We start from the raw sequence: 20,163 nt of genomic DNA, 5'->3' as shown, positions 1-20,163 counted from the left end.
GGGAGGGCGCCCGCGCCGCAGCTCGAATTCAGCGAAAGTCTACGGGTCGCGGTCGCCCCGCGACGACGCCGCGCGCCACCGCCGGGCTCGTCTCGTCAGGCGAGCGCGAAGAGCTGCAGCATCCGTGCCGCCTCGGCGGCGAGCGCGTCGCGCGCGGGCGCGAGGTATCTGCGCGAGTCGACGAGCCGCTCATCGGCGGCGAGCTTCTCGCGCACGGCCCTGGTGAAGAACCCGTTGAGGTGCGTCGAGACGTTGATCTTGGTCATGCCGGCGCGCACGGCGGCGGCGATGACGTCGTCGGCGACGCCCGACGAGCCGTGCAGCACGAGGGGCACGTCGAGCGCGGCCTTCAGGCGCGAGATCAGGTCGAGGTCGAGGGATGCCGTGCGGTCCGTCATGGCGTGCGACGAGCCGACGGCGACCGCGAGCGCGTCGACTCCGGTCGCCGCGACGAAAGCGCGGGCCTCCTCCGGATCGGTGCGGACGCCGGGGGCGTGCGCTCCGTCCTTGCCGCCGACCTCGCCGAGCTCCCCCTCGACGTACACACCGGCGCGGTGGGCGCGTTCGACGACGGCCGCGGTGAGTGCCACGTTCTCGTCGTAGGGCAGAGCGCCGCCGTCGAACATGACCGAGCCGAAGCCGAGTTCCACGGCCTCGTCGACGAGCTCGGGGCGCTCCGCGTGATCGAGATGCACGGCAACGGGCACGCTCGCGCGACGGGCGAGCGCGAGTGTGGCCAGAGAGATCGGTTCGAGACCGCCGTGGTAGTCGGCGCAGTTCTGCGAGATCTGCAGGATCACCGGCAATCGGGCAGCCTCCGCCGCGCGCACCAGGCCCTCCCCGGTCTCGAGATGGATGACGTTGAACGCGCCGATCCCGGTGCCGCGGGTCGCGGCATCCGTCACCAGTTCGCGGGCGGAGACGAGTGTCACGGGGAGTCCTCTCGGAGGGCGGGGGTGTAGGAGGCGACGACGAGGCGGTCTTCGAGAGCACGCCAGTCGTCGGAGATCTCGCCGGCGAGGGGCATGAGCACCGCGGCAGCCGACCACGATGTGGCACGGCGCAGCACGGTGTCGGGGTCGCGCACGCCCTCCGCGAAGAGCACGGCGCACGCGGCGACGCCGGCGTCGCCCGCCCCCGTCGGGTTCCCGGCGAGCGGGGCGTCGAGACGCGCGTGCAGCACCTCGGATGCGGTGACGGCCAGCATCCCGTCGGCTCCGAGCGACAGCAGCACCAGCTCGACGCCGCGCGCGATGAGCGACCGCGCGCCATCGACGGGGTCGGCGATGCCTGTCGCCTCGACGAGCTCGGCGGCGTTCGGCTTGAGGACGGATGCTCCGGCATCCGCCGCATGCAGCAGCGCCGGCCCCGAGGTGTCTACGATCGTCGGCACACCCGCGTCGCGGGCCGTGCCGATCAGCAGGGGGACGAAGGACTCGGGGGCGCCGGGCGGCAGACTCCCCGACACGACCAGGACGCGCGCGCTCGGCAGCGCATCGACCACCTCTCCGAACAGCGCCGCCCACTCCGTGTCGGCGGGGTTCACGCCCCGCTCGTTGATGATCGTGGTGTCGCCGAGCTCCTCGTCGACGATCGCGACGCTCTGCCTCGTCGCCGCGGAGACCGGCACGACGCGGTGCGGCACACCGCTCGCAGCGAGTTCGGCCGAGAACGCGATACCGCTGCGCCCGCCGGCCGTCGTGAGGGCGAGAGTCGAGGCGCCCTGCGCATGGGCGACTCTCGCGACGTTGAGGCCCTTGCCGCCGGCACGCGCCGCACCGGCATCCGCTCTGTGGGTCGCCCCGACCGTGAGGCGGTCGACGCGCCAGGTCAGGTCGAGAGCGGGGTTCGGGGTGACCGTGAGGATCATGCGAGCTCCCGTGCGCGGAGGGCGGCACCGAGGATGCCGGCGTTGCCGGAGAGCTCGGCGGGGACGAGGTCGGGGATGCGGTGGAAGCTGAGTCGTGCCGCGAGGCGGTCGCGGAGTTCGTCGAACAGCGCTGCGCCGGCGCGGGAGAGCCCGCCGCCGATCACGATGGCCTGCGGGGCGATCACGGCCGTGAGCTGGGCGAGCGAAAGGGCGAGGGCGTCGAGCGCCGACTCCCAGATCTCGACGGCGACGGGATCCCCGGCGGCGGCGCGGGCGATGACGTCCTTCGCGCCGTCGGGGGTGACGCCGGTGGCCTCGGCGTAGCGGCGGGTGATCGCGCCGGCCGATGCGACGGCCTCCAGGCATCCGCGCGCGCCGCACGGGCAGACGGGGCCGTCGGCGATCGGGGAGTGCCCGATCTCCCCCGCGTATCCACCCGCGGTGTACGGGGCGCCGCCGATGATCAGTGCGCCGGCGATGCCGGTGCCGATCACGAGCACGACGGAGTCGTCGTAGGCCCGCGCGCCGCCGAGCACGTTCTCGGCCCAGCTCGCCGCCCGCACGTCGTGGTCGAACGCGACGGGCAGCCCGAGACGGGTCGAGGCGAGGTCACGGATCGGGCTGTCGCGCCAGCCCAGGTTGCTGGCGAAGACGCCGATACCGGCATCCGGATCGACGATGCCAGGCACCACGAGCCCGACGGCTCGCGGGAGCACGTCAGGGTGCGCGGATGCGTACTCGGCGGCGAGCGCGCCGAGCCGCTCGATCACCACGGCCGTGCGGTCGCCGGTCGCACCGGGCGTCGGGGTGCGGCGCAGATCGAGCGCCGTGCCGTCTGCATCGAACAGCGCCGACTTGATGTCGGTGCCTCCGACGTCGAAGGCGAGCACCGGAGCACCCGCGCCCAGTGAGCGCGCGGCGCCCGGGCGTTCGACGTCCCCGGCATCAGGCGTGGTCATCGGGTGCTCCGGTGTCGCTGAGGTCATGCATCCAGGATGACGGATCGCGTGAGATTGCGCGGCTGGTCGGGCTCGAGGCCGCGGGCGACAGCGCGGTCGAGCGCAACCCGGTGCAGACGCACGAGATCGGCCAGCGGGTCGATCGGATGCTGCACGAAACGCGCGCCGGTGGCCTCGACCTGCGCGGCCAGCCCCTCGGGGGCGTCGCCGAACTGCCAGGTCACGCGACCGGGAGCGGCGATGGCGATCGGACCGTGCCGGTACTCCATCGACGCGTACGACTCGGTCCACGATTGCGACGATTCGCGCATCTTCAGAGCCGCTTCGTGCGCGAGGCCGACGGTCCAGCCGCGACCGAGGAAGGTGTACTGCTCGGCATCCCCGAGCCCGTCGTCGTCGGGTGCGGCGAGCACGGCGGCGGCGTCGTCGATCGCGGACGTGAGGTCTTCGCCGAGGGAGGCGCGGAGGAGGGCGAGCGAGGTCGTCGCGAAGCGCGTCTGCACGACCGACTTCTCGTCGGCGAACGGCAGCAGCACGGCCTCGTCGACGAGCGACACGAGCGGCGACGTCTCGTCGCCGATGACGCCGATCACGCGAGCCCGTCCGCGCACGCGCTCGACGAGTTCGAGCACCTCGGTGGTCGTGCCGGACCGGGTCAGTGCCACGACGGCGTCGTACCCGCGGTCGACGAAGGCCTCGGATGCCGCGAACGCATCGGTCTCGCCCTGGCCCGACCCCTCACGGAGCGCCGCATAGGCCTGCGCCATGAACCAGGAGGTGCCGCATCCGACGACGGCGATGCGCTCGCCCGCGGCAGGGAGGCGCTTCTGCTCGTCGCGCAGCTCGACAGCGCGAGCCCAGGTCTCGGGCTGCGAGGTGAGCTCTGCGCGCATGTGTGCGCCGGGAAGGTTCTCGGTCATGGCGTCCTCCGGGACGAGTGAGGCGAACGATGCAACATTGTGATTGTTTTGGAGTTGTTCCGATCATAGTATTTCTTAACCAAGCGGGTCTGCAAGATTCCTCTTGATTTGTTTATTCGCCTGACAAATAATCGAACAACTCCACGCCGATCCTTCCGGGGAGGCGACCACGCACTGTCGCGTGCTGTACTCGCGGCTGTGCGACCCTCCGCTCCATCCGAGCGGTTCCTGACACAGTGAGGAATGCCACACAGATGAAGAAGTCACTGCGATTCGGCGCCGTCGCACTCGCGGCAACCGCCACACTCACGCTCACCTCCTGCGGTTTCGGTGGTTCTTCGGGAGGGGGCGGCGGCGGAGACGACGCGAACACCCTGAGCCTGCTCGTCCCGAGCTACTCCGATGCGACTAAGGGTCTGTGGGAAGACGTGATCGAAGGGTTCGAGAAGGAGAACCCGGACATCACCGTCGACCTCGAGGTGCAGTCGTGGGACAACCTCGAGAAGGTCATCTCGACGAAGATCCAGGCCGGCGAGGCACCCGACATCTACAACGGCGGTCCGTTCGCCGGCTTCGTGGGCGACGAGCTGCTCTACCCGGTCTCCGACGTCGTGTCGGAAGACACCATCGCCGACTTCCAGGACGCGTTCATCGCGAACGCCGAGGTCGACGGCACCGCCTACGCGCTGCCGCTGATCGCGTCGGCACGCGCCCTGTTCGTCAACAACACGCTGCTGCAGCAGGCGGGCGTGACCGAGGCCCCGAAGACGTGGGACGAGCTGCTGGATGCCGCGACCAAGGTCTCGGCGCTCGGCGGCGGAGTCGCCGGCTACGGCATGCCGCTCGGTTCCGAGGAGGCCCAGGCCGAGGCCGCCGTGTGGCTGTGGGGCGGCGGCGGTTCGTTCGGCGACGCGTCCGAGATCACGATCGACACCCCGGAGAACCTCGCCGGTGCCGAGCAGATCAAGAAGATGATCGACGCCGGCGCCACCCAGGCCGACCCCGGCTCCACGCAGCGGTCGCCGCTGATGGACATCTTCATCCAGGGCAAGATCGGGATGCAGGTGGGCCTGCCGCCCACGGTCGGTCAGATCGAGGAGGGCAACCCCGAGCTGGACTACTCCATCGTCCCGATCCCGACGAAGGACGGCTCGCCGTTCACGCTCGGCGTCATGGACCAGCTGATGGCGTTCCAGAACGACGGCGACAAGCAGGAGGCGATCACCAAGTTCTTCGACTACTACTACTCGGCCGACGTGTACGTGCCGTGGGTGCAGGCCGAGGGCTTCCTGCCCGTCACGAAGTCCGGCGCGGAGCAGCTGTCCGGCGAGGAGGCCCTCAAGCCCTTCCTCGACGTGCTCCCCGACGCGCAGTTCTACCCGTCGACGAACCCGAAGTGGTCCGCCACCGACGGCGCGTTCAAGTCGCTGTTCGGCCAGCTGCAGACCAAGCCGGCGCAGGACGTGCTGACCGAGATCCAGGCGCAGGTCGACGCGGGCTGAGCCCCGCGGAAGGTGAGGTTCGGGGATTCCCATGAGCCAGACGACAGAGTCCCAGACCCTCCCGGGGGCGGCCACCGGCCGCCCCCGCACCCCCGCCCGCCGGGGCGCCGCACGTGGGCGCCCCGGCGGGAAGGATCTCCTGCAGGCACTGCCGTGGATCGCGCCGGCACTGCTGCTCATCATCGGCGTGGTGCTGTTCCCGGCCGGCGTCATGTTCTACAACTCCACGCGCGACATCTCCCTGTCGGGTCTCGACAAGGGCTCCGTCGGGCTCGACAACTTCGTCACCGTGTTCGGCTTCGCCGAGTTCTGGCCGATCCTCTTCCGCACGATCGTGTGGGTCGTGGTCGTGGTGGGCTTCACCGTCGTGATCTCCCTCGGACTCGCGCAGATCCTCAACAAGGCCTTCCCCGGACGACAGACCGTGCGCATGGCCGTGATCGTCCCGTGGGCGGCGTCCGTCGTCATGACGACGATGGTCTTCTACTACAGCCTGGAGCCGTACTTCGGGGTGTTCAACAAGTTCCTCTACGACATCGGCCTCTCCGACGACGCCGTGGGCTACGGGTGGACCAAGAACCCCGCCACGGCGTTCGCCTGGTCGATCGTCATCGCCATCTTCGTGTCGCTGCCCTTCACGACCTACACGATCCTCGCCGGCCTCCAGACGGTGCCGGCCGACACCCTCGAGGCGGCGAAGATGGACGGCGCCGGAGCCATGCGCACCTACTGGACGATCATCGTCCCGCAGCTGCGCAGCGCCCTCGCGGTCGCCGTGCTCATCAACATCATCAACGTGTTCAACTCCCTGCCGATCCTCAAGGTCATGACGGGGTCGATCCCCGGCTACGGCGCGGACACGATCATGACGATGATCTTCAAGTACATCGAGCTGCAGAAGAAGGTCGATGTCGCCAGCGCGCTGTCGGTCGTCGCCTTCCTCATCGTGATCGTGATCGTCGCGATCTACGTCAAGGCCGTCAAGCCCATGAAGGAGGTCTGATCGTGACCCTGACCGAGACCGCCCTCGTCACCACCTCGGGCTCCACGCCCGCCCCTCGCATACCCGGCCGCAGGCGCCGGTACACCGCGGACCAGGTCACACTGCCCCGCGTCATCCTGCGCACGGCCGCCGGCTTCCTCGTGCTCGCGATCTTCGTGCTGCCCTACCTGATCATGTTCTTCGGCTCCGTGAAGACGAAGCCGCAGATCCGCTCCGTCGACCCGACCTATCTGCCCGTCGAGTGGCACTGGGAGAACTACATCACGATGTGGTCGACTCCCGAGACGCCGCTGCCGTACAACCTGATCTCGACGATCATCATCGCCGTCTTCGCGACCCTGCTGGTGCTGCTCGTCTCGCTCCCCGCCGCCTACTACACGGCACGCTTCCGGTTCCCCGGCCGCATGGTGTTCCTGTTCCTCGTGATCGTGACGCAGATGCTGCAGCCGGCCGTGCTCACCTCCGGGCTCTTCCGCCAGTTCACGACCCTCGGCCTCGGCGACACCTGGGCAGCCATGATCTTCATCAACGCCGCCTTCAACCTCTCGTTCGCGGTGTGGATCATGCACTCGTTCTTCGCCGGCATCCCCAAAGAGGTCGACGAGGCCGCGCAGATCGACGGCGCGGGACGCTTCACCGTGCTGTTCAAGATCAACCTGCCGCTCGTCTGGCCCGGCATCGTCACGGCGATCGTGTTCACGTTCGTCGCCTGCTGGAACGAGTTCGCCGCGTCTCTCGTCATCCTCTCCACCGACAAGAACCAGCCGCTGTCCGTCGCCCTCACGAAGTTCGTCGGTCAGTACGAGACGAGCTGGCAGTACGTGTTCGGCGTCTCCATCGTCGCCATCCTGCCCGTCGTCATCCTGTTCATGCTCATCGAGAAGCGCCTCGTCGGCGGCCTCACCGCCGGCAGTGTCAAGTAGGCGGCTCGAGGCTCGTCACCTCTCCGGCCGGGCAGGGTCGGGGTGTCCGCCGAGAGGGCTCTTCACTGCAGAACCCGCCGCGGCAGCTGCGGCGGCATCCATCGCACCCCGAGGGATGCCGTGAGGGCGGCCTGCGCGGGTCCTGCCGCAAGGGAGATCGCCGGATCGGCGTATCGGACGGGCACCCGCGCGGTGCCCGTCGCCGCGTAGTCGGTCTCCGCGCGGACCAGGTCGAGGAAGCGGTCGCCGAGCACGGCCCCCGGTCCGCCGATCACGATCTCGGCGGGATCCAGCAAGGCGCTGAGGAGCTTGATCGCCCTGGCCAGAGCGCGGGCGCCCTCGTCGAGATCGCGTTGGTCGGCGCGGGCCACGAGCGCCCTGATCTCGTCGACGTCGAGCGCGTCCGAGAAGTCCTGTCCGAGCATCGGCCCGAGTGCGGCGGCGGATTCCAGGCATCCGGTCCGACCGCAGCGGCAGGCCCGGGCCGCCTCGCCGAACACCACCTGCACGTGGCCGATCTCGCCGGCCCGATGGCGGGGCCCTGGCGCCAGCTCGCCGTCGAGCGTGACCGCGGCGCCGATGCCGCCGCCGACGTGGATGAAGAGTCGATGACCCGAGCGCGGACCGTCGGCCCCCGCCTCGGCGATCGCCTCGGCATCCACGTCGTTCACGAGGAGCACCGGTACGCCGAGCACCGTCTCGAGGCGTTCGGCGAGCGGAACGTCGCGCCAGTCCAGCTGCACGCTCTCGAGCACGGTGCGTCCGTCGGTGGTGCCCGGCAGCTGCACTGCGGCGATGAGGAGGCGGTCGCCGTAGTCGTCGGCGACCGCGGAGAGCGCGGTCGCCAGCACCCGCTCGCGCGAGCCGTCGGTGAAGTCCACGCGCCGTGCGTCGACCTCTCCTCCGGCGAGCGAGATCAGGGTGATCCTCGCATCCGTGGGCCGGAGGATCACCACGAGGATGAGGTGGTGGTCGACGTCGATGTCGAGCGTCGTCGCACGTTTCCCGCCGGTGCTCGCGGCCTGCGCGCCCTCGACGACCAGGCGGTCGTCGAGGAGCTCGGCGACGAGCGACGACGCCGTGGCGGCGGTGAGCCCCGTGGCGCGCGAGATGCCGGCGCGCGTCTGAACGCCGGGGGCGTCGAACACGAGCTGCAGCGCCCTGCGCACGTTCGCACGCCGTACCGCCGCCTGCGTGTCGAGTGCGTCATCGGCGTTGAGCATGGGGCGATTCCTGTGGGGGAGAACGGTTGACAGTTCGGGACCGTCTGCGTAACCTCTTACATAGTTTAGTCAATGAACTAAGTCGGGTTCCGGGCGAGTGAGTGCTGCACACACCGTCGCTCGCCCGGAAGACCCGTCACCGCCCTTCGGCGGCTTCCGTGTGATGGCGGATCACCTCGGCCACCACGAAGTTGAACCACTTCTCCGCGAACTCCGGATCGAGATGCGCCTCCTCCGCGAGCGCCCGCAGCCGCGCGACCTGCTGCTCCTCACGCCCGGGATCGGATGCCGGCATCTCGTGCTCCGCCTTGAGTCGGCCGACCTGCTGCGTGGCACGGAAACGCTCCGCGAGCATGAAGATGAGAGCGGCATCGATGTTGTCGATGCTCGAGCGCAGTCGGAGGAGTTCAGCCCGGGGATCTTCGGCGGCGTTCATGCCCCTACTCTACGGAAACACGGGCCTGAACCACCCTGCGGGTGACGACGGATGCCGAAGGCGCAGCCACCCCGGCCGCTATCGTGAGCACATGAGCGATGACGAGCGGTCCCGGTCCGAGAGCGCGGAGGGCGCGGCATCCGAACGGACGGAGATCCCCCCGTCTTCCGCCGGGATCGAGAGGGCCGAGACGGAATCTGCGGCGACGGAGGATGCCGGCGCCGACGCCGTCACGGCGCCGACCGCTGCCCCCGCCGAGGTCGTCGAGCCGATGACGCCCAGTCGCTCGTTCTGGACACGCATCGACCGTCCGTTCGTGTTCGGCTTCCTCGTCACGCTCGGCGGTCTCGCGGCCGTGCTGCTCGGCCTCGCCCTGTCGAATCTCTCCACCGTGCTCATCTACATCGCCCTCGCACTCTTCGCGGCTCTGGGCCTCGATCCGTCGGTGCGGTTCCTCGAACGCCGCGGACTCTCGCGCGCACTGTCGGTCGTGGCGGTGATCCTGGCACTGATCGTCGTCGCGGGTCTGCTGCTGTGGATGGTCGTGCCGATCGTCGTCGACCAGATCGCGGGCTTCGTCCGCTCGGTGCCCGGCATGATCGCCGAGTTCACCCGGTCCGACATCTACGCGACCTTGGAGCGGCAGTTCGGCGACCAGTTCGAGGACCTCGTCGCCGACGTGCAGAAGTTCCTGACCGACCCGGGCAACATCGCCGTGATCGGGGGCGGAGCCCTGCAGGTCGGTGCGAGCATCGCCTCGGCCATCTCGGGCATCATCGTCGTGCTCGTGCTCACCCTGTACTTCGTCGCCACCCTGCCGACCATCAAGTCCGGTCTGCTGCGCCTGGCCCCGGCGCGCGACCGTGCGCGGGCGAGCGACATCACCGACCAGATCACCGACTCGGTCGGCGGCTACGTCATGGGAATGGTGATCCTCGCGTTCTGCAACGCGATCCTGGCGTTCCTGCTGTACCTGTTCCTCGGTCTGCCGTTCCCGCCGCTCATGGCCACGGTCGCGTTCTGCATCACCCTGATCCCGCTCGTCGGATCCGTGCTGTTCTGGATCATCGGAACCAGTCTGGCGCTGTTCACGAACCCCGTCGCCGCGCTCGTGTTCGCGATCATCTACCTCGTGTACATGCAGATCGAGGCCTACGTCATCACGCCCCGCGTCATGAACCGCGCGATCTCGATCCCCGGGTCGCTCGTCGTGATCGGGGCGCTCGCAGGCGGCACGCTGCTCGGCCTGCTCGGAGCGCTCGTGGCGGTGCCGGTCGCGGCATCCATCCTCATCATCATCAAGCAGGTGTGGGTGCCGAGGCAGGACGCCCGCGTCTAGCCGACCCGGTCCCGACGCAGGCAGGGTGGCACGGCACAGGCGCACGGACCGCGGGCGGCGCGCGGCGCACGCACGGGGACGCAGAAGTGCCCGGGTCCTGGGACCCGGGCACTTCCGTCAGGCTCTGCGACTCAGATGAGGTCGTTGTCGGTGAGCCACTGCTTCGCGATGTCGGCCGACGACTTCTGGTCGACCGTGCTCTGCACGTTGAGGGCGACGAGCTCCTCACCGGTGAGCTTCGCGCTGATCGCGTTCAGGACATCCGACACCTCATCGGCGATGTCGCTCGAGACGATCGGCACGACGTTCGACGAGATGATGAGGTTCTCGGGGTCCTCCAGGGCCACGATGTCCTCGGTCTCGAACGCCGGGTCGGCCGTGTAGATGTCGGCCACCTGGATCGAACCGGCGAGCAGCGACTCGAGCGTGGTCTGGCCGGTGGCCGAGAACGTCAGATCGACGCCGTAGACCTCCTTGGCGCGAGCCGGGCTGTACGGACGCTGCTCGAACTCGGGAGCGGCGCCGATCGTCACCTGCGACGACACGTTCTTCAGGTCGCCGATCGTCTTCAGGTCGTTCTCCTCGGCGAAGCTCTTCAGCACCGTGTAGGAGTCCTGGTCGGTGGCCTCGGCGAAGTCGAGCGCCGTGAGGCCCTCGGGCAGCGCGTCGCCGAGTGCGGTGTAGACGTCCTCGGGGCTCGTGACGGTGACCTCGTCGTCGGAGAGGTACTCGAGCAGGCTGCCCGTGTACTCGGGGAAGACGTTGATCGCGCCGGACTCGACGTCGGGCATGTACGCGTCGCGCTGACCGATGTTGAGCTTCTTCTCGACGTCGAAGCCCTTGGCCTCGAGCGCCTGAGCGTAGATCTCGGCGATGATCTCGTTGGAGTAGTACGCCTGCGAGCCGACGACGATGGTGTCGCCGCTGCCCGAGCTGTCGCCGGAGTCGCTGGGCTCGTCGAGCGGGTTGCTCGACGAGCAGGCCGACAGTGCGAGAGCCGCCGCGGCGACCAGGCCGACGGCGAAGACCGAGCGCTTGCCTCGTGCTGTGAACATGGGATTCCTCTTCTCTGGGTACTGCTGCTGTGTGACGAAGGGTTCGTGTGAGTCGAACCGCCGGATCAGGCGGTGGCGGGAGCGGATGCCGTCGCGGTGGAGTCCGCGCGGGCACGTCGCCGTGTCGGACGCCCGGCGCGGAGCCCGGCGGGGACCGCGGCGTGCTGCGCGGCGGCGAGGATCAGGTCGACGATGAGAGCGAGCACGGCGACGAGGAGAGCGCCCGCGAGCACCTGGTCGAACCGGCGCAGCGGGATGCCCTGGATGATGGGGTAGCCGAGACCGCCCAGGTTGACGTAGGCGGCGATCGTCACGGTGGCGATCACCTGGAGGAGCGCGGATCGGATGCCGCCGACCAGCAGCGGCAGCCCGAGCGGCACCTCGACCTTCCAGAACACCTGCCATCCCGTCATGCCCATCGACTTCGCGGCGTCGATCACCCGACGGTCGATGGCTTCGAGTCCCGTGTAGGCCCCGGCGAGGAGCGACGGGATCGCCAGCAGGACGAAGGTGATGACGGCGGCCTCGGGGATCCGCAGCACGCCGAGGAGCAGCACGAGGAGGATCAGGAGTCCGAAAGCGGGGATCGCGCGGGCCGCGCCGGACACCGCGACGGCGATCTCGCGCCCCTTTCCGGTGTGACCGATGAGCCACCCGATCGGCAGCGCGATGGCCGCGGCGATCAGGACGGAGATCGCGGTGAGCGCGAGGTGCTGGCCGAGCAGCTTCGGCAGCGCGTAATTGCCCGTCCACTGCTCGGGGGCGAACATCCAGGCGAAGGCTTCGAGGAAGAGGTTCATGCGGGAGCCCCCACGGCGATGGCGCGAGCGGCTGGCGTCTTGGTCGCGACGCGGGTCCACGGCATCAGGGCGCGTCCGAGCAGCAGCAGGATCAGGTCGATCACGAGCGCGATGATCACGACCGCGATGACCCCGGCGAACACCTCGGCGATGATGCGGCGCTCGAGACCGTTCGTGAAGAGGTAGCCCAGGTTCGTGACACCGATGAGCGTGCCCACCGTGGCGAGCGAGATCGTGCTCACGGCAGTGACCCTCAGTCCGGCGAGGATCACGGGTCCGGCGAGCGGGAACTCGACGGCCCAGAAGCGGCGGAACGGCGCGAAGCCCGTGGCCGTCGCCGCCTGGCGCACGTCGTCGTCGACGGAATCGAGCCCGTCGGAGACCGCGCGCACGAGGATCGCGATGGCGTAGATCGTCAGCGCCACGACGAGGTTCGGCTCCTCCGTCGCCGAGTACCCGAGCGTCGCCGGCAGCAGGATCAGCAGCGCCAGGGAGGGGATCGTGTACAGCAGGCCCGTGAGCACGATGATCGGTCCGCGCACGAGACGGAATCGCCAGGCGACCCAGCCGAGCGGCAGCGACAGCACGAAACCGAGCACGATCGGGATGATGCTCTGGCGCAGGTGCACCAGGGTGAGATCGAGGATCAGCCCGAGGTTGTCGCCGACCCAGTTCACGGGTGACCGCCCTGCACCGCGTCGAGGGCGGCGGTGTCGGGGCCGGAAAGCGGACCGTCGGACGTCTCGGCATCCGCCACGATCGCACCCTGCGTGCGGCCCTCCGAGTCCACGACGACGGTGCCGTGCGGAGTCTGCTTGAGGTGCAGCGCGCGGCGGCCCCGGTCGGCGCCGATGAACGAGGCGACGAAGTCGTCGGCCGGGTTCTCGATGATCTCGCTGGGGCTGCCCACCTGCACGATGCGCGCACCCTTGTCGAGGATCACCACCTGGTCGCCGAGGAGGAAGGCCTCGTCAATGTCATGAGTCACGAACACGACGGTCTTGTCGAGCTCGTGCTGCAGACGCAGTGTCTCCTGCTGCAGGTCGGCGCGGACGATCGGATCGACGGCGCCGAAAGGCTCGTCCATGAGCAGGATGTTCGGGTCGGCCGCGAGCCCGCGGGCCACGCCGACACGCTGCTGCTGCCCGCCCGACAGCTGGCTCGGGTAGCGCTCGGCGAGCGCCTGATCGAGGCCCACCGTGTCGAGCAGCTCGCGCGAGCGCTTGTGCGCATCGGCCTTCTTCACGCCGTTGAGGCGGAGGACCGTGGCGACGTTGTCGATCACCGTGAAGTGCGGCATGAGGCCGGAGTTCTGCATCACGTAGCCGATGCTGCGGCGCAGAGCGACGGGATCGCCCGCCAGAACGCTCTCTCCGTCGATCTCGACCTCTCCCGAGGTCGGCTCCACCATGCGGTTGATCATGCGGAGCAAGGTGGTCTTGCCGCATCCGGACGACCCGACGAAGACGGTCGTCTTACGCGATGGCAGAACCAGGCTGAAGTCGTTCACGGCGACGGCGCCACCGGGGAACTTCTTCGTGACGTTGCGGAATTCGATCATGGCTGTACTCCAGTCGGTCGATCGACGAGTCGGGCATCGGCGCCCCGGCGCCGGCACACGGCGGTCATGCTTCGATCTGCACGCGGGGATCGAAGGCCACGAAGCCGGAGAAGTCCTTGCCCACCCTGTCGAACGCAGACGGGTACGGGGTCGGGTACGACCACGCGTAGTCCTCGTGCAGCTCGCCGCCGGCCTGCACGGAGAAGTACTGCGCTGCGCCCTTCCACGGGCATGTGTACGGCGTCGGGCTCTCGACGAGCGCGCCCTCGGTGATCGATGCGGGCGGGAAGTACCAGTTGCCTTCGATGCGCGCGAGGTCACTCTCGTCTGCTTCGGCGATGACGGTTCCTGCGAGTACAGCCTTCATGATCCTGCCTCCTGGGATGTGGGTATGAGCGTAACCGAGGTGTACGACATCTGCTCGGGGTTGCGCGAGGGGTCGTCAATGTGGGAAACAATGTCCCCCCGCCTGTTCGGCACGGGGGTCGGAACGGATTGCTCCGCGCCGGCAGCGCGATCAGGCGGACTGCCTGCCGTACTCCTCGAGCAGGCGCAGCCAGATCTCGCTGATGGTCGGATACGCCGGAACGGCGTGCCAGAGGCGGGAGATCGGCACCTCGCCGACGACCGCCACGGTCGCCGCCTGCACGAGCTCGGCGACTTCGGGTCCGACGAACGTGGCACCGAGCACGACGTCGCGCTCGGCGTCGATCACGAGGCGCGCGTGACCGTCGAAACCGTCCTCGTAGACACTCGCTCCGGCGATCCCGCCGAGGTCGTAGTCGACCACGGCGACCTCGTGCCCGGCCTTGCGGGCCTCGGCCTCGGTGAGCCCGACCGACGCGACCTCGGGGTACGAGAACGTGACCTGAGGCGCAGCGGCGTGGTCGGCGGTCGCGACGTGACGACCCCAGGGCGCGTCGTCGACGGCATCCCCCTTCGCGCGCGCCGCGATCACGTCGCCCGCCGCCCGCGCCTGGTACTTGCCCTGGTGCGTCAGCAGCACGCGGCCGTTGACGTCGCCCACGGCGTACAGCCAGTCGGAGCCGGGCACGCGCAAGGTGTCGTCGACCTCGATGTACCGGCCGGGCTCGAGGCCGACGGTGTCGAGGCCGATGTCGCCGCTGCGCGGAGTGCGTCCGGTGGCGACGAGCACCTCGGCGGTCGTGACCGTCGAACCGTCGGAGAGGTCGATCACCACACCGTCGTCGGTGCGCGCGACGTTCGCGGTGCCCGTGTCGGTGCGCACGTCGACGCCGAGCTCCGCGAGCCCCGCGGCCACCCGCTCACCCGCGAACGGCTCGAACGCGCCGAGCAGGCCGCTGCGGGCGATCACGGTCACCTTCGTGCCCAGCGACGCGTAGACGGTCGCCATCTCGACGGCCACCACGCCCCCGCCGATCACGGCGAGCGACTCGGGCAGCTCCTCGGCGCTCGTCGCCTCCCGGCTCGTCCAGGGCTCGGCCTCGCGCAGACCAGGGACCGGTGGCACCGCAGCATCCGTCCCCGTGCTGATCGCGACCGCATGACGCGCTCGCAGCACGCGCGTGCCGCCCTCGGCATCCGTCACCGTGACCTCGCGCTCGCCCGTGAGCCGTCCGTGGCCGCGGGCCAGATCGATGCCCGCCGAGTCGAGCCACTTCACCTGTCCGTCGTCCGACCAGTTGCTCGTGAACGAATCGCGGCGGTCGAAGACCGCGCGCACGTCGAGCTCGCCCGTGACGGCCTCGGCCGCGCCGCCGACCTTCTTGGCCGCGCGCAGCGCCTGAGCCGGACGCAGCAGAGCCTTCGACGGCATGCACGCCCAGTAGGAGCACTCGCCCCCGACGAGCTCGCTCTCCACGATGATCGCGGTCAGACCGCCCTGCACGGCACGGTCGGCGACGTTCTCGCCCACCGGTCCGCCTCCCAGCACGATCAGGTCGTATTCGTCGGTGTTCTCGGCAGTCATGCGATGCCCCTCTCCGTGGCCAGTCTTGCTCAGAACCAACGCCGAGTCACGGTGTTTGTTCCGCGGCCGCCGATCCGGGCGGGTCGGCACGCGAAGTGGAGGGCGCCAGCGTCAGCGAACGGGCAGGAAGTGGGTCGGCGTCGGGACCTGCGCCTCATGACGGATGCCGAGGGGCGCGCCCGTGCGCTCGTCGAGGTCGAGCAGCGCGATCGTGTCGGAGCGCTGCCCCGCGACGAGCACCTTGCCCTCGTGCACGAGGTGATGCCGCGGCCAGTCGACCCCCGCGTCGGCGAGAGCAACCGGTTCGAGGCTCTCGCCCGCTCCGCGCACCCGCAGGGCGGCGATCGTGTTGCTGCCGCGCAGCGCCGTGTAGAGGAACTGACCGTCGCGGGTGCGAGCGAGCTCGGCGGGGAAGTCGACGCCGACCTGCGCGATCGGGCTCGACAGCACCGACGACACGACGCTCCAGGTGCCGTCAGGACCGGCGGCCAGCGTGAAGACCTCGCACGAGTACTCGGTCACGACGTGCAGGTGCCCGCTCGGGTGCACGACCATGTGCCGCGGACCGGTGCCCTGCGGCAGGGCGATCTCGTGGTCGAGCACGAGACCGCCGCCAGTGGCCCGCCAGATGCGTACGAGGTCGAAGCCGAGGTCGGTCGTGGCGATGCGTCCGTCGGCGAGGAACGCCGCGGCGTGGGCATGCGACACCCTGGGATCGCCGGTCGCCGTGAGCGCACCCGCATAGGGGTCGGGTGCCGCGGCCGCGACGCCCGCCGGGGCCGAGGTCTCGGCGGGTTCGCCGAGCAGGGCGGCGCGGAGTTCGGCGGCCTTGTTCGCGGCATCCGGGACCAGGCTCCCGTCGGGAGCGATCCCGATGCGCACCACGCGGCCGTCGCCGTAGCAGCTCGCCACGAGGCAGCCGCCCGAGGGCGACACCGCGACGTGGCAGACGTACTGACCGGCCTCGACCGGCTCGCCGAGCGGCTGCAGCGTGGACTCGCCGGTGCGGCGGAACGCCTGCACCGCGGCATCCCCCTCCAGCGCCGCGTAGACGACGTCGAGGGTGGGATGCTGCGCGAGCCAGGACGGCGACGGGGTCTCGGTGACCGCGCCGCGGTACGAGAGTTTCGTCGGCGTCTGCTCGTCGCCGGCGAGGAGGCCGATGCCGTCGGCGGAGCCGCCCATCGCGGCACCGTAGCCGCCGAGCCAGAAACGGGTCATGCGCGGATCAGTCGAGCAGGTCGTGGCGGACGACGACCTGGTCGCGCTCCGGGCCCACGCCGATCACCGAGATGCGGGTGTTGCTCATGCCCTCCAGGGCGAGCACGTAGTCCTGGGCGTTCTTCGGCAGGTCGTCGAAGGTGCGCGCGGTGGAGATGTCCTCCGACCAGCCGGGGAAGTACTCCAGGATCGGCGTCGCGTGGTGGAAGTCGGTCTGGTTGACCGGCACCTCGTCGAAGCGCTCGCCGTCGACGTCGTAGGCGACGCACACCGGAATCTCCTCGAGGCCGGTGAGGATGTCGAGCTTCGTGAGCACGAGGTCGGTGATGCCGTTGACGCGCGTCGCGTAACGGGTGATCGGGGCGTCGTACCAGCCCACACGGCGCGGGCGCCCGGTGGTGGTGCCGAACTCGAAGCCGCGCGAGCGCAGCCACTCGCCCTGCTCGTCGAACAGCTCGGTCGGGAACGGACCAGAGCCGACCCGGGTCGTGTAGGCCTTGACGATGCCGACGATGCGGTCGAGTGCGCCGGGGCCGACACCCGAACCGGATGCCGCGCCGGCCGCCGTCGCGGTCGACGAGGTGACGAACGGGTACGTGCCGTGGTCGATGTCGAGCATGGTGGCCTGGCCGCCCTCGAACACGACGACCTCGCCGCGGTCGAGCGCCTCGGCGATCAGGTAGCCGGTGTCGGCGACCATCGGGCGCAGGCGCTCGGCGTACGACAGCAGCTCCTCGACGATCTCGTCGACCGTGACCGCACGGCGGTTGAAGACCTTGACGAGCAGGTGGTTCTTCTGGTCGAGCGCGCCCTCGACCTTCTGACGCAGGATGTTCTCGTCGAACAGATCCTGCACGCGGATGCCCACGCGGTTGATCTTGTCGGCGTACGCCGGGCCGATGCCGCGGCCGGTCGTGCCGATGTTGCGCTTGCCGAGGAAGCGCTCGGTGACCTTGTCGAGCGTGCGGTGGTAGGCGGTGATGATGTGCGCGTTCGCGCTCACCTTCAGCCGTGAGACGTCGATGCCGCGGGCGCCGAGCGCCTCGAGCTCGCTGAACAGCACCTCGAGATCGATGACGACGCCGTTGCCGATCACGGGCGTGACGCCCGGGGACAGGATGCCGGAGGGCAGCAGGTGCAGCGCGTACTTCTCGTTGCCGACGACGACGGTGTGCCCGGCGTTGTTGCCGCCGTTGAACTTCACCACCCAGTCGGTGCGCTCACCGAGCAGGTCGGTGGCCTTCCCCTTGCCCTCATCGCCCCACTGGACGCCGACGATCACGATTCCTGGCATGGGTGTCCCCCTTGCTGACGCCGGGTTCGCACCGGCTGATGAGCTGGCCCTCTTCGGGCGGTCCCATCCTACCGAAGCGTGGTTTCGGGGCTGTTTCGGCGGTGCGTGACCACGGCTGGTCTGGCGGGAAACCGACGGATGCTGTCGCTCGCGCGCATCGACCGATGTCGGCGGCCGGTGCCACGATCGGAGGATGCCGAAGACTGATCTCCCGGGCGACACGACGCTCGCGACACCGCGCCGTCAGGGCCCGCTCGTGCTCGCGGCCGCGCTGGTCACGGTCGTGCTGTGGGCGTCGGCGTTCATCGGCATCCGCGGAGCGGGTCCGCACTTCGACCCCGGGGCGCTCGCGCTGCTGCGCATGGCCGTCGGCAGTCTCGTGCTGGCTGTCATCGCGGTGCGCCACGGCATCCGTCTTCCCGCGCGCAGGAACTGGTGGCTGATCGCCGTGTGGGGCGTGGGCTGGTTCTGCGTCTACAACCTCGCTCTCAACGCGGCCGAGCGCACGCTCGACGCGGGCACCGCGGCAATGGTGGTGAACCTCGCACCGCTCATGGTCGTCGTCTTCAGCGGACTCTTCCTGCGCGAGGGGTTTCCGAAGCCACTGTTGATCGGCGCGCCGGTCGCGTTCCTCGGGGTCGTGTTGATCGGCATGAACTCCTCGACGTCCGCCGGACCTGACCTCACGGGGCTGCTGCTCGCCCTGCTCGCGGCGGTCATGTACGCGGGGTGCACACTGCTGCAGAAGCGCCTGCTGAACGCGGGATCGGATGCGACGACGCTGACGTTCCTCGGCGCTGTCGCCGGCACGCTCGCACTCCTCCCCTGGACCGGCAGTCTCATCGATGCCGTGCAGACGGCTCCCCTCGACTCGACGCTGTGGGTCGTGTATCTTGGCGTCTTCCCGACGGCGATCGCCTTCACCACCTGGGCATACGTCTTGCAGCGCAGCACCGCGGGGCAGACCTCGGCCACGACCTACGTCGTACCGGCCATCGCGATCCTGCTGTCGTGGGCGATCCTCGGCGAGGTCCCCACGCCGCTCATGTTCCTCGGCGGAGCACTGTGCCTGCTCGGCGTGCTCGTCACCCGCATGCGCTGGCGGCGACCGAGGAGTTGACCCGTCACGTCGTTCGGCCGATCGCCCTTCGCTCGGCCTGATGCGGCGCAGACGGCCGAAGGGAGTGCGTTCGGCCGCGGGAACGGCATCCGTCGCCCCGGTGCCAGCGCGGCCTGCCTGCTCAGACGCGGTTTCTCCGCATGTCGATAGTGTGTGCGCGGGAGGAAGTATGAAGACCTGGTGGCCGTACGTCCGGTTGGCATCCGCAGCGCTCGGCCTGGCGGCCGTCATCGCCCAGCTGTCACTCACCCTGCAGATCGCGATGAGCGATCCGACCCCGTGGGGAAGCCACCTGCCCACGATCTGGGCCAACTTCTTCAGCTTCTTCACGATCGACTCCAACGTGATCGCCGCGGTGACGTTCATCATCGCCGCGATCTGGGCCATCCGGCACCGGCGCGACGACGAGAAGGAGCCCTCGTGGCTCGCCATCCTGCTCGTCTGCGCGAGCACGTACATGATCGTCACGGGCATCGTCTACAACACCCTGCTGCGCGGTATCGAGCTGCCCCAGGGCGTCACGGTGCCCTGGTCGAACGAGGTGCTGCACGTCGTCTTCCCGCTGGTGCTCCTGCTCGACGTGCTCTTCGCCCCTCGGCGCAGGGCGCTGCCGTGGAGCACCGTGTTCATCTCGGCGATCTTCCCGCTCGTGTGGGCCGCGTACACGATGATCCGCGCCAACCTGGTCATCTCGCCCTCCACCGGCGAAGAGTGGTGGTACCCCTACCCCTTCCTCAACCCGCACAAGGTCCCGGGCGAGTACCTCGGCGTCGCCGGCTACGTCGTCGGCATCGCGGTCGCCATCATCGGCGTCGCCTGCCTCGTCGTGTGGGTCGGACGCCGCCGCGCCGCATCCGTCACCTCCGCCTGATCCGACGGGCATGGGGAGAAGTCCCCATTCGAGGGCCGGAGGCGCACGAACGGATGCCGTTACGCTGGTCGCGGGGGAACGTCGACGCGTCCCCGAGGGAACGAGGAGACCTGTG

20 protein-coding genes are annotated in these 20,163 nt (G+C 69.4%); 6 read left to right on the top strand and 14 right to left on the bottom strand.

The annotated features are described in order from the left end of the window. Nucleotides 1-95: 95 nt before the first annotated feature. The 4 genes from RAC69_RS15475 to RAC69_RS15460 are packed head-to-tail and all read right to left on the bottom strand — an operon-like array spanning nt 96 to nt 3,749. Nucleotides 96-932, bottom strand: coding sequence for a ketose-bisphosphate aldolase (locus RAC69_RS15475; protein ID WP_375087608.1), 837 nt, complete (start codon nt 930-932; stop codon nt 96-98). Next, nucleotides 929-1,870 (bottom strand): 1-phosphofructokinase family hexose kinase, encoded by a 942-nt coding sequence (locus tag RAC69_RS15470; protein WP_375087607.1) that lies wholly within the window; start codon nt 1,868-1,870, stop codon nt 929-931. Before RAC69_RS15470 ends, RAC69_RS15475 begins: the two co-directional genes overlap by 4 nt. After that, complete coding sequence (locus RAC69_RS15465) at nt 1,867-2,856, bottom strand: ROK family protein (RefSeq protein WP_375087606.1); 990 nt, start codon at nt 2,854-2,856, stop codon at nt 1,867-1,869. Before RAC69_RS15465 ends, RAC69_RS15470 begins: the two co-directional genes overlap by 4 nt. Beyond that, complete coding sequence (locus tag RAC69_RS15460; protein WP_375087605.1) at nt 2,853-3,749, bottom strand: SIS domain-containing protein; 897 nt, start codon at nt 3,747-3,749, stop codon at nt 2,853-2,855. The genes RAC69_RS15465 and RAC69_RS15460 overlap by 4 nt, the downstream gene beginning before the upstream one ends. Nucleotides 3,750-4,003: 254 nt before the next feature. On the opposite strand from RAC69_RS15460, the gene RAC69_RS15455 reads away from it, so the two are divergent. The 3 genes from RAC69_RS15455 to RAC69_RS15445 are packed head-to-tail and all read left to right on the top strand — an operon-like array spanning nt 4,004 to nt 7,177. After that, entirely contained in the window at nt 4,004-5,251 is a 1,248-nt protein-coding gene (locus RAC69_RS15455) for an extracellular solute-binding protein (protein ID WP_375087604.1), read from the top strand. 31 nt (nt 5,252-5,282) lie between these two features. Continuing rightward, nucleotides 5,283-6,254, top strand: coding sequence for a carbohydrate ABC transporter permease (locus tag RAC69_RS15450; RefSeq protein ID WP_375087603.1), 972 nt, complete (start codon nt 5,283-5,285; stop codon nt 6,252-6,254). Between the two features lie 2 nt (nt 6,255-6,256). Beyond that, the gene (locus RAC69_RS15445; protein WP_375087602.1) at nt 6,257-7,177 is read left to right on the top strand and encodes a carbohydrate ABC transporter permease; all 921 of its coding nucleotides are present in this window, start codon (nt 6,257-6,259) and stop codon (nt 7,175-7,177) included. Between the two features lie 62 nt (nt 7,178-7,239). Here the strand turns inward: RAC69_RS15445 and RAC69_RS15440 are convergent, their stop codons facing one another. Together RAC69_RS15440 and RAC69_RS15435 are read right to left on the bottom strand one after the other, a co-directional pair. Beyond that, nucleotides 7,240-8,400: an ROK family protein gene (locus RAC69_RS15440; RefSeq protein WP_375087601.1), complete on the bottom strand. Its 1,161-nt coding sequence runs from the start codon at nt 8,398-8,400 to the stop codon at nt 7,240-7,242. A gap of 136 nt (nt 8,401-8,536) precedes the next feature. After that, complete coding sequence (locus RAC69_RS15435; RefSeq protein ID WP_375087600.1) at nt 8,537-8,836, bottom strand: chorismate mutase; 300 nt, start codon at nt 8,834-8,836, stop codon at nt 8,537-8,539. A 91-nt stretch (nt 8,837-8,927) separates the two neighbouring features. On the opposite strand from RAC69_RS15435, the gene RAC69_RS15430 reads away from it, so the two are divergent. Then, complete coding sequence (locus RAC69_RS15430; protein WP_375087599.1) at nt 8,928-10,175, top strand: AI-2E family transporter; 1,248 nt, start codon at nt 8,928-8,930, stop codon at nt 10,173-10,175. Between the two features lie 131 nt (nt 10,176-10,306). Here RAC69_RS15430 and RAC69_RS15425 read toward each other — a convergent pair whose 3' ends face one another. The 8 genes from RAC69_RS15425 to RAC69_RS15390 form a co-directional block, all read right to left on the bottom strand. After that, nucleotides 10,307-11,230 carry an ABC transporter substrate-binding protein gene (locus tag RAC69_RS15425; RefSeq protein WP_375087598.1) on the bottom strand — a complete coding sequence of 308 codons (924 nt, stop codon included), beginning with the start codon at nt 11,228-11,230 and terminating at the stop codon, nt 10,307-10,309. 65 nt (nt 11,231-11,295) lie between these two features. Continuing rightward, nucleotides 11,296-12,030 (bottom strand): ABC transporter permease, encoded by a 735-nt coding sequence (locus RAC69_RS15420; RefSeq protein WP_375087597.1) that lies wholly within the window; start codon nt 12,028-12,030, stop codon nt 11,296-11,298. Beyond that, nucleotides 12,027-12,707, bottom strand: a complete 681-nt coding sequence (locus RAC69_RS15415) for an ABC transporter permease subunit (protein WP_341936032.1) — start codon at nt 12,705-12,707, stop codon at nt 12,027-12,029. Before RAC69_RS15415 ends, RAC69_RS15420 begins: the two co-directional genes overlap by 4 nt. Continuing rightward, the gene (locus tag RAC69_RS15410; RefSeq protein WP_341936033.1) at nt 12,704-13,591 is read right to left on the bottom strand and encodes an ATP-binding cassette domain-containing protein; all 888 of its coding nucleotides are present in this window, start codon (nt 13,589-13,591) and stop codon (nt 12,704-12,706) included. The genes RAC69_RS15415 and RAC69_RS15410 overlap by 4 nt, the downstream gene beginning before the upstream one ends. A gap of 64 nt (nt 13,592-13,655) precedes the next feature. After that, a complete protein-coding gene (locus RAC69_RS15405; RefSeq protein WP_341936034.1) occupies nt 13,656-13,958 on the bottom strand; it encodes a DUF427 domain-containing protein in 303 nt (100 codons plus the stop codon). A 150-nt stretch (nt 13,959-14,108) separates the two neighbouring features. Beyond that, nucleotides 14,109-15,542, bottom strand: a complete 1,434-nt coding sequence (locus RAC69_RS15400) for a dihydrolipoyl dehydrogenase family protein (protein ID WP_375087596.1) — start codon at nt 15,540-15,542, stop codon at nt 14,109-14,111. 111 nt (nt 15,543-15,653) lie between these two features. Next, nucleotides 15,654-16,763, bottom strand: a complete 1,110-nt coding sequence (locus RAC69_RS15395) for a lactonase family protein (protein ID WP_375087595.1) — start codon at nt 16,761-16,763, stop codon at nt 15,654-15,656. A 7-nt stretch (nt 16,764-16,770) separates the two neighbouring features. Then, entirely contained in the window at nt 16,771-18,057 is a 1,287-nt protein-coding gene (locus tag RAC69_RS15390) for an adenylosuccinate synthase (protein ID WP_341936037.1), read from the bottom strand. 193 nt (nt 18,058-18,250) lie between these two features. On the opposite strand from RAC69_RS15390, the gene RAC69_RS15385 reads away from it, so the two are divergent. Continuing rightward, nucleotides 18,251-19,177, top strand: coding sequence for a DMT family transporter (locus tag RAC69_RS15385; protein WP_375087594.1), 927 nt, complete (start codon nt 18,251-18,253; stop codon nt 19,175-19,177). A gap of 169 nt (nt 19,178-19,346) precedes the next feature. Further along, complete coding sequence (locus tag RAC69_RS15380) at nt 19,347-20,048, top strand: Pr6Pr family membrane protein (RefSeq protein WP_375087593.1); 702 nt, start codon at nt 19,347-19,349, stop codon at nt 20,046-20,048. The last annotated feature ends 115 nt before the right edge of the window (nt 20,049-20,163 follow it).

Source organism: Microbacterium sp. LS_15 (genome assembly GCF_041954735.1).
Classification (GTDB): Bacteria; Actinomycetota; Actinomycetes; order Actinomycetales; family Microbacteriaceae; genus Microbacterium.
Note: the sequence above shows the minus strand (reverse complement) of the source record. Positions and strands in the feature narration are given on the sequence as shown.

Coding starts and splice junctions, on each gene's coding strand:
- RAC69_RS15470 (WP_375087607.1), bottom strand. CDS start 1,870: ATGATCCTCACGGTCACCCCGAACCCCGCTCTCGACCTGACCTGGCGC.
- RAC69_RS15465 (WP_375087606.1), bottom strand. CDS start 2,856: ATGACCTCAGCGACACCGGAGCACCCGATGACCACGCCTGATGCCGGG.
- RAC69_RS15460 (WP_375087605.1), bottom strand. CDS start 3,749: ATGACCGAGAACCTTCCCGGCGCACACATGCGCGCAGAGCTCACCTCG.
- RAC69_RS15455 (WP_375087604.1), top strand. CDS start 4,004: ATGAAGAAGTCACTGCGATTCGGCGCCGTCGCACTCGCGGCAACCGCC.
- RAC69_RS15450 (WP_375087603.1), top strand. CDS start 5,283: ATGAGCCAGACGACAGAGTCCCAGACCCTCCCGGGGGCGGCCACCGGC.
- RAC69_RS15440 (WP_375087601.1), bottom strand. CDS start 8,400: ATGCTCAACGCCGATGACGCACTCGACACGCAGGCGGCGGTACGGCGT.
- RAC69_RS15435 (WP_375087600.1), bottom strand. CDS start 8,836: ATGAACGCCGCCGAAGATCCCCGGGCTGAACTCCTCCGACTGCGCTCG.
- RAC69_RS15430 (WP_375087599.1), top strand. CDS start 8,928: ATGAGCGATGACGAGCGGTCCCGGTCCGAGAGCGCGGAGGGCGCGGCA.
- RAC69_RS15425 (WP_375087598.1), bottom strand. CDS start 11,230: ATGTTCACAGCACGAGGCAAGCGCTCGGTCTTCGCCGTCGGCCTGGTC.
- RAC69_RS15420 (WP_375087597.1), bottom strand. CDS start 12,030: ATGAACCTCTTCCTCGAAGCCTTCGCCTGGATGTTCGCCCCCGAGCAG.
- RAC69_RS15410 (WP_341936033.1), bottom strand. CDS start 13,591: ATGATCGAATTCCGCAACGTCACGAAGAAGTTCCCCGGTGGCGCCGTC.
- RAC69_RS15405 (WP_341936034.1), bottom strand. CDS start 13,958: ATGAAGGCTGTACTCGCAGGAACCGTCATCGCCGAAGCAGACGAGAGT.
- RAC69_RS15400 (WP_375087596.1), bottom strand. CDS start 15,542: ATGACTGCCGAGAACACCGACGAATACGACCTGATCGTGCTGGGAGGC.
- RAC69_RS15395 (WP_375087595.1), bottom strand. CDS start 16,763: ATGACCCGTTTCTGGCTCGGCGGCTACGGTGCCGCGATGGGCGGCTCC.
- RAC69_RS15390 (WP_341936037.1), bottom strand. CDS start 18,057: ATGCCAGGAATCGTGATCGTCGGCGTCCAGTGGGGCGATGAGGGCAAG.
- RAC69_RS15385 (WP_375087594.1), top strand. CDS start 18,251: ATGCCGAAGACTGATCTCCCGGGCGACACGACGCTCGCGACACCGCGC.
- RAC69_RS15380 (WP_375087593.1), top strand. CDS start 19,347: ATGAAGACCTGGTGGCCGTACGTCCGGTTGGCATCCGCAGCGCTCGGC.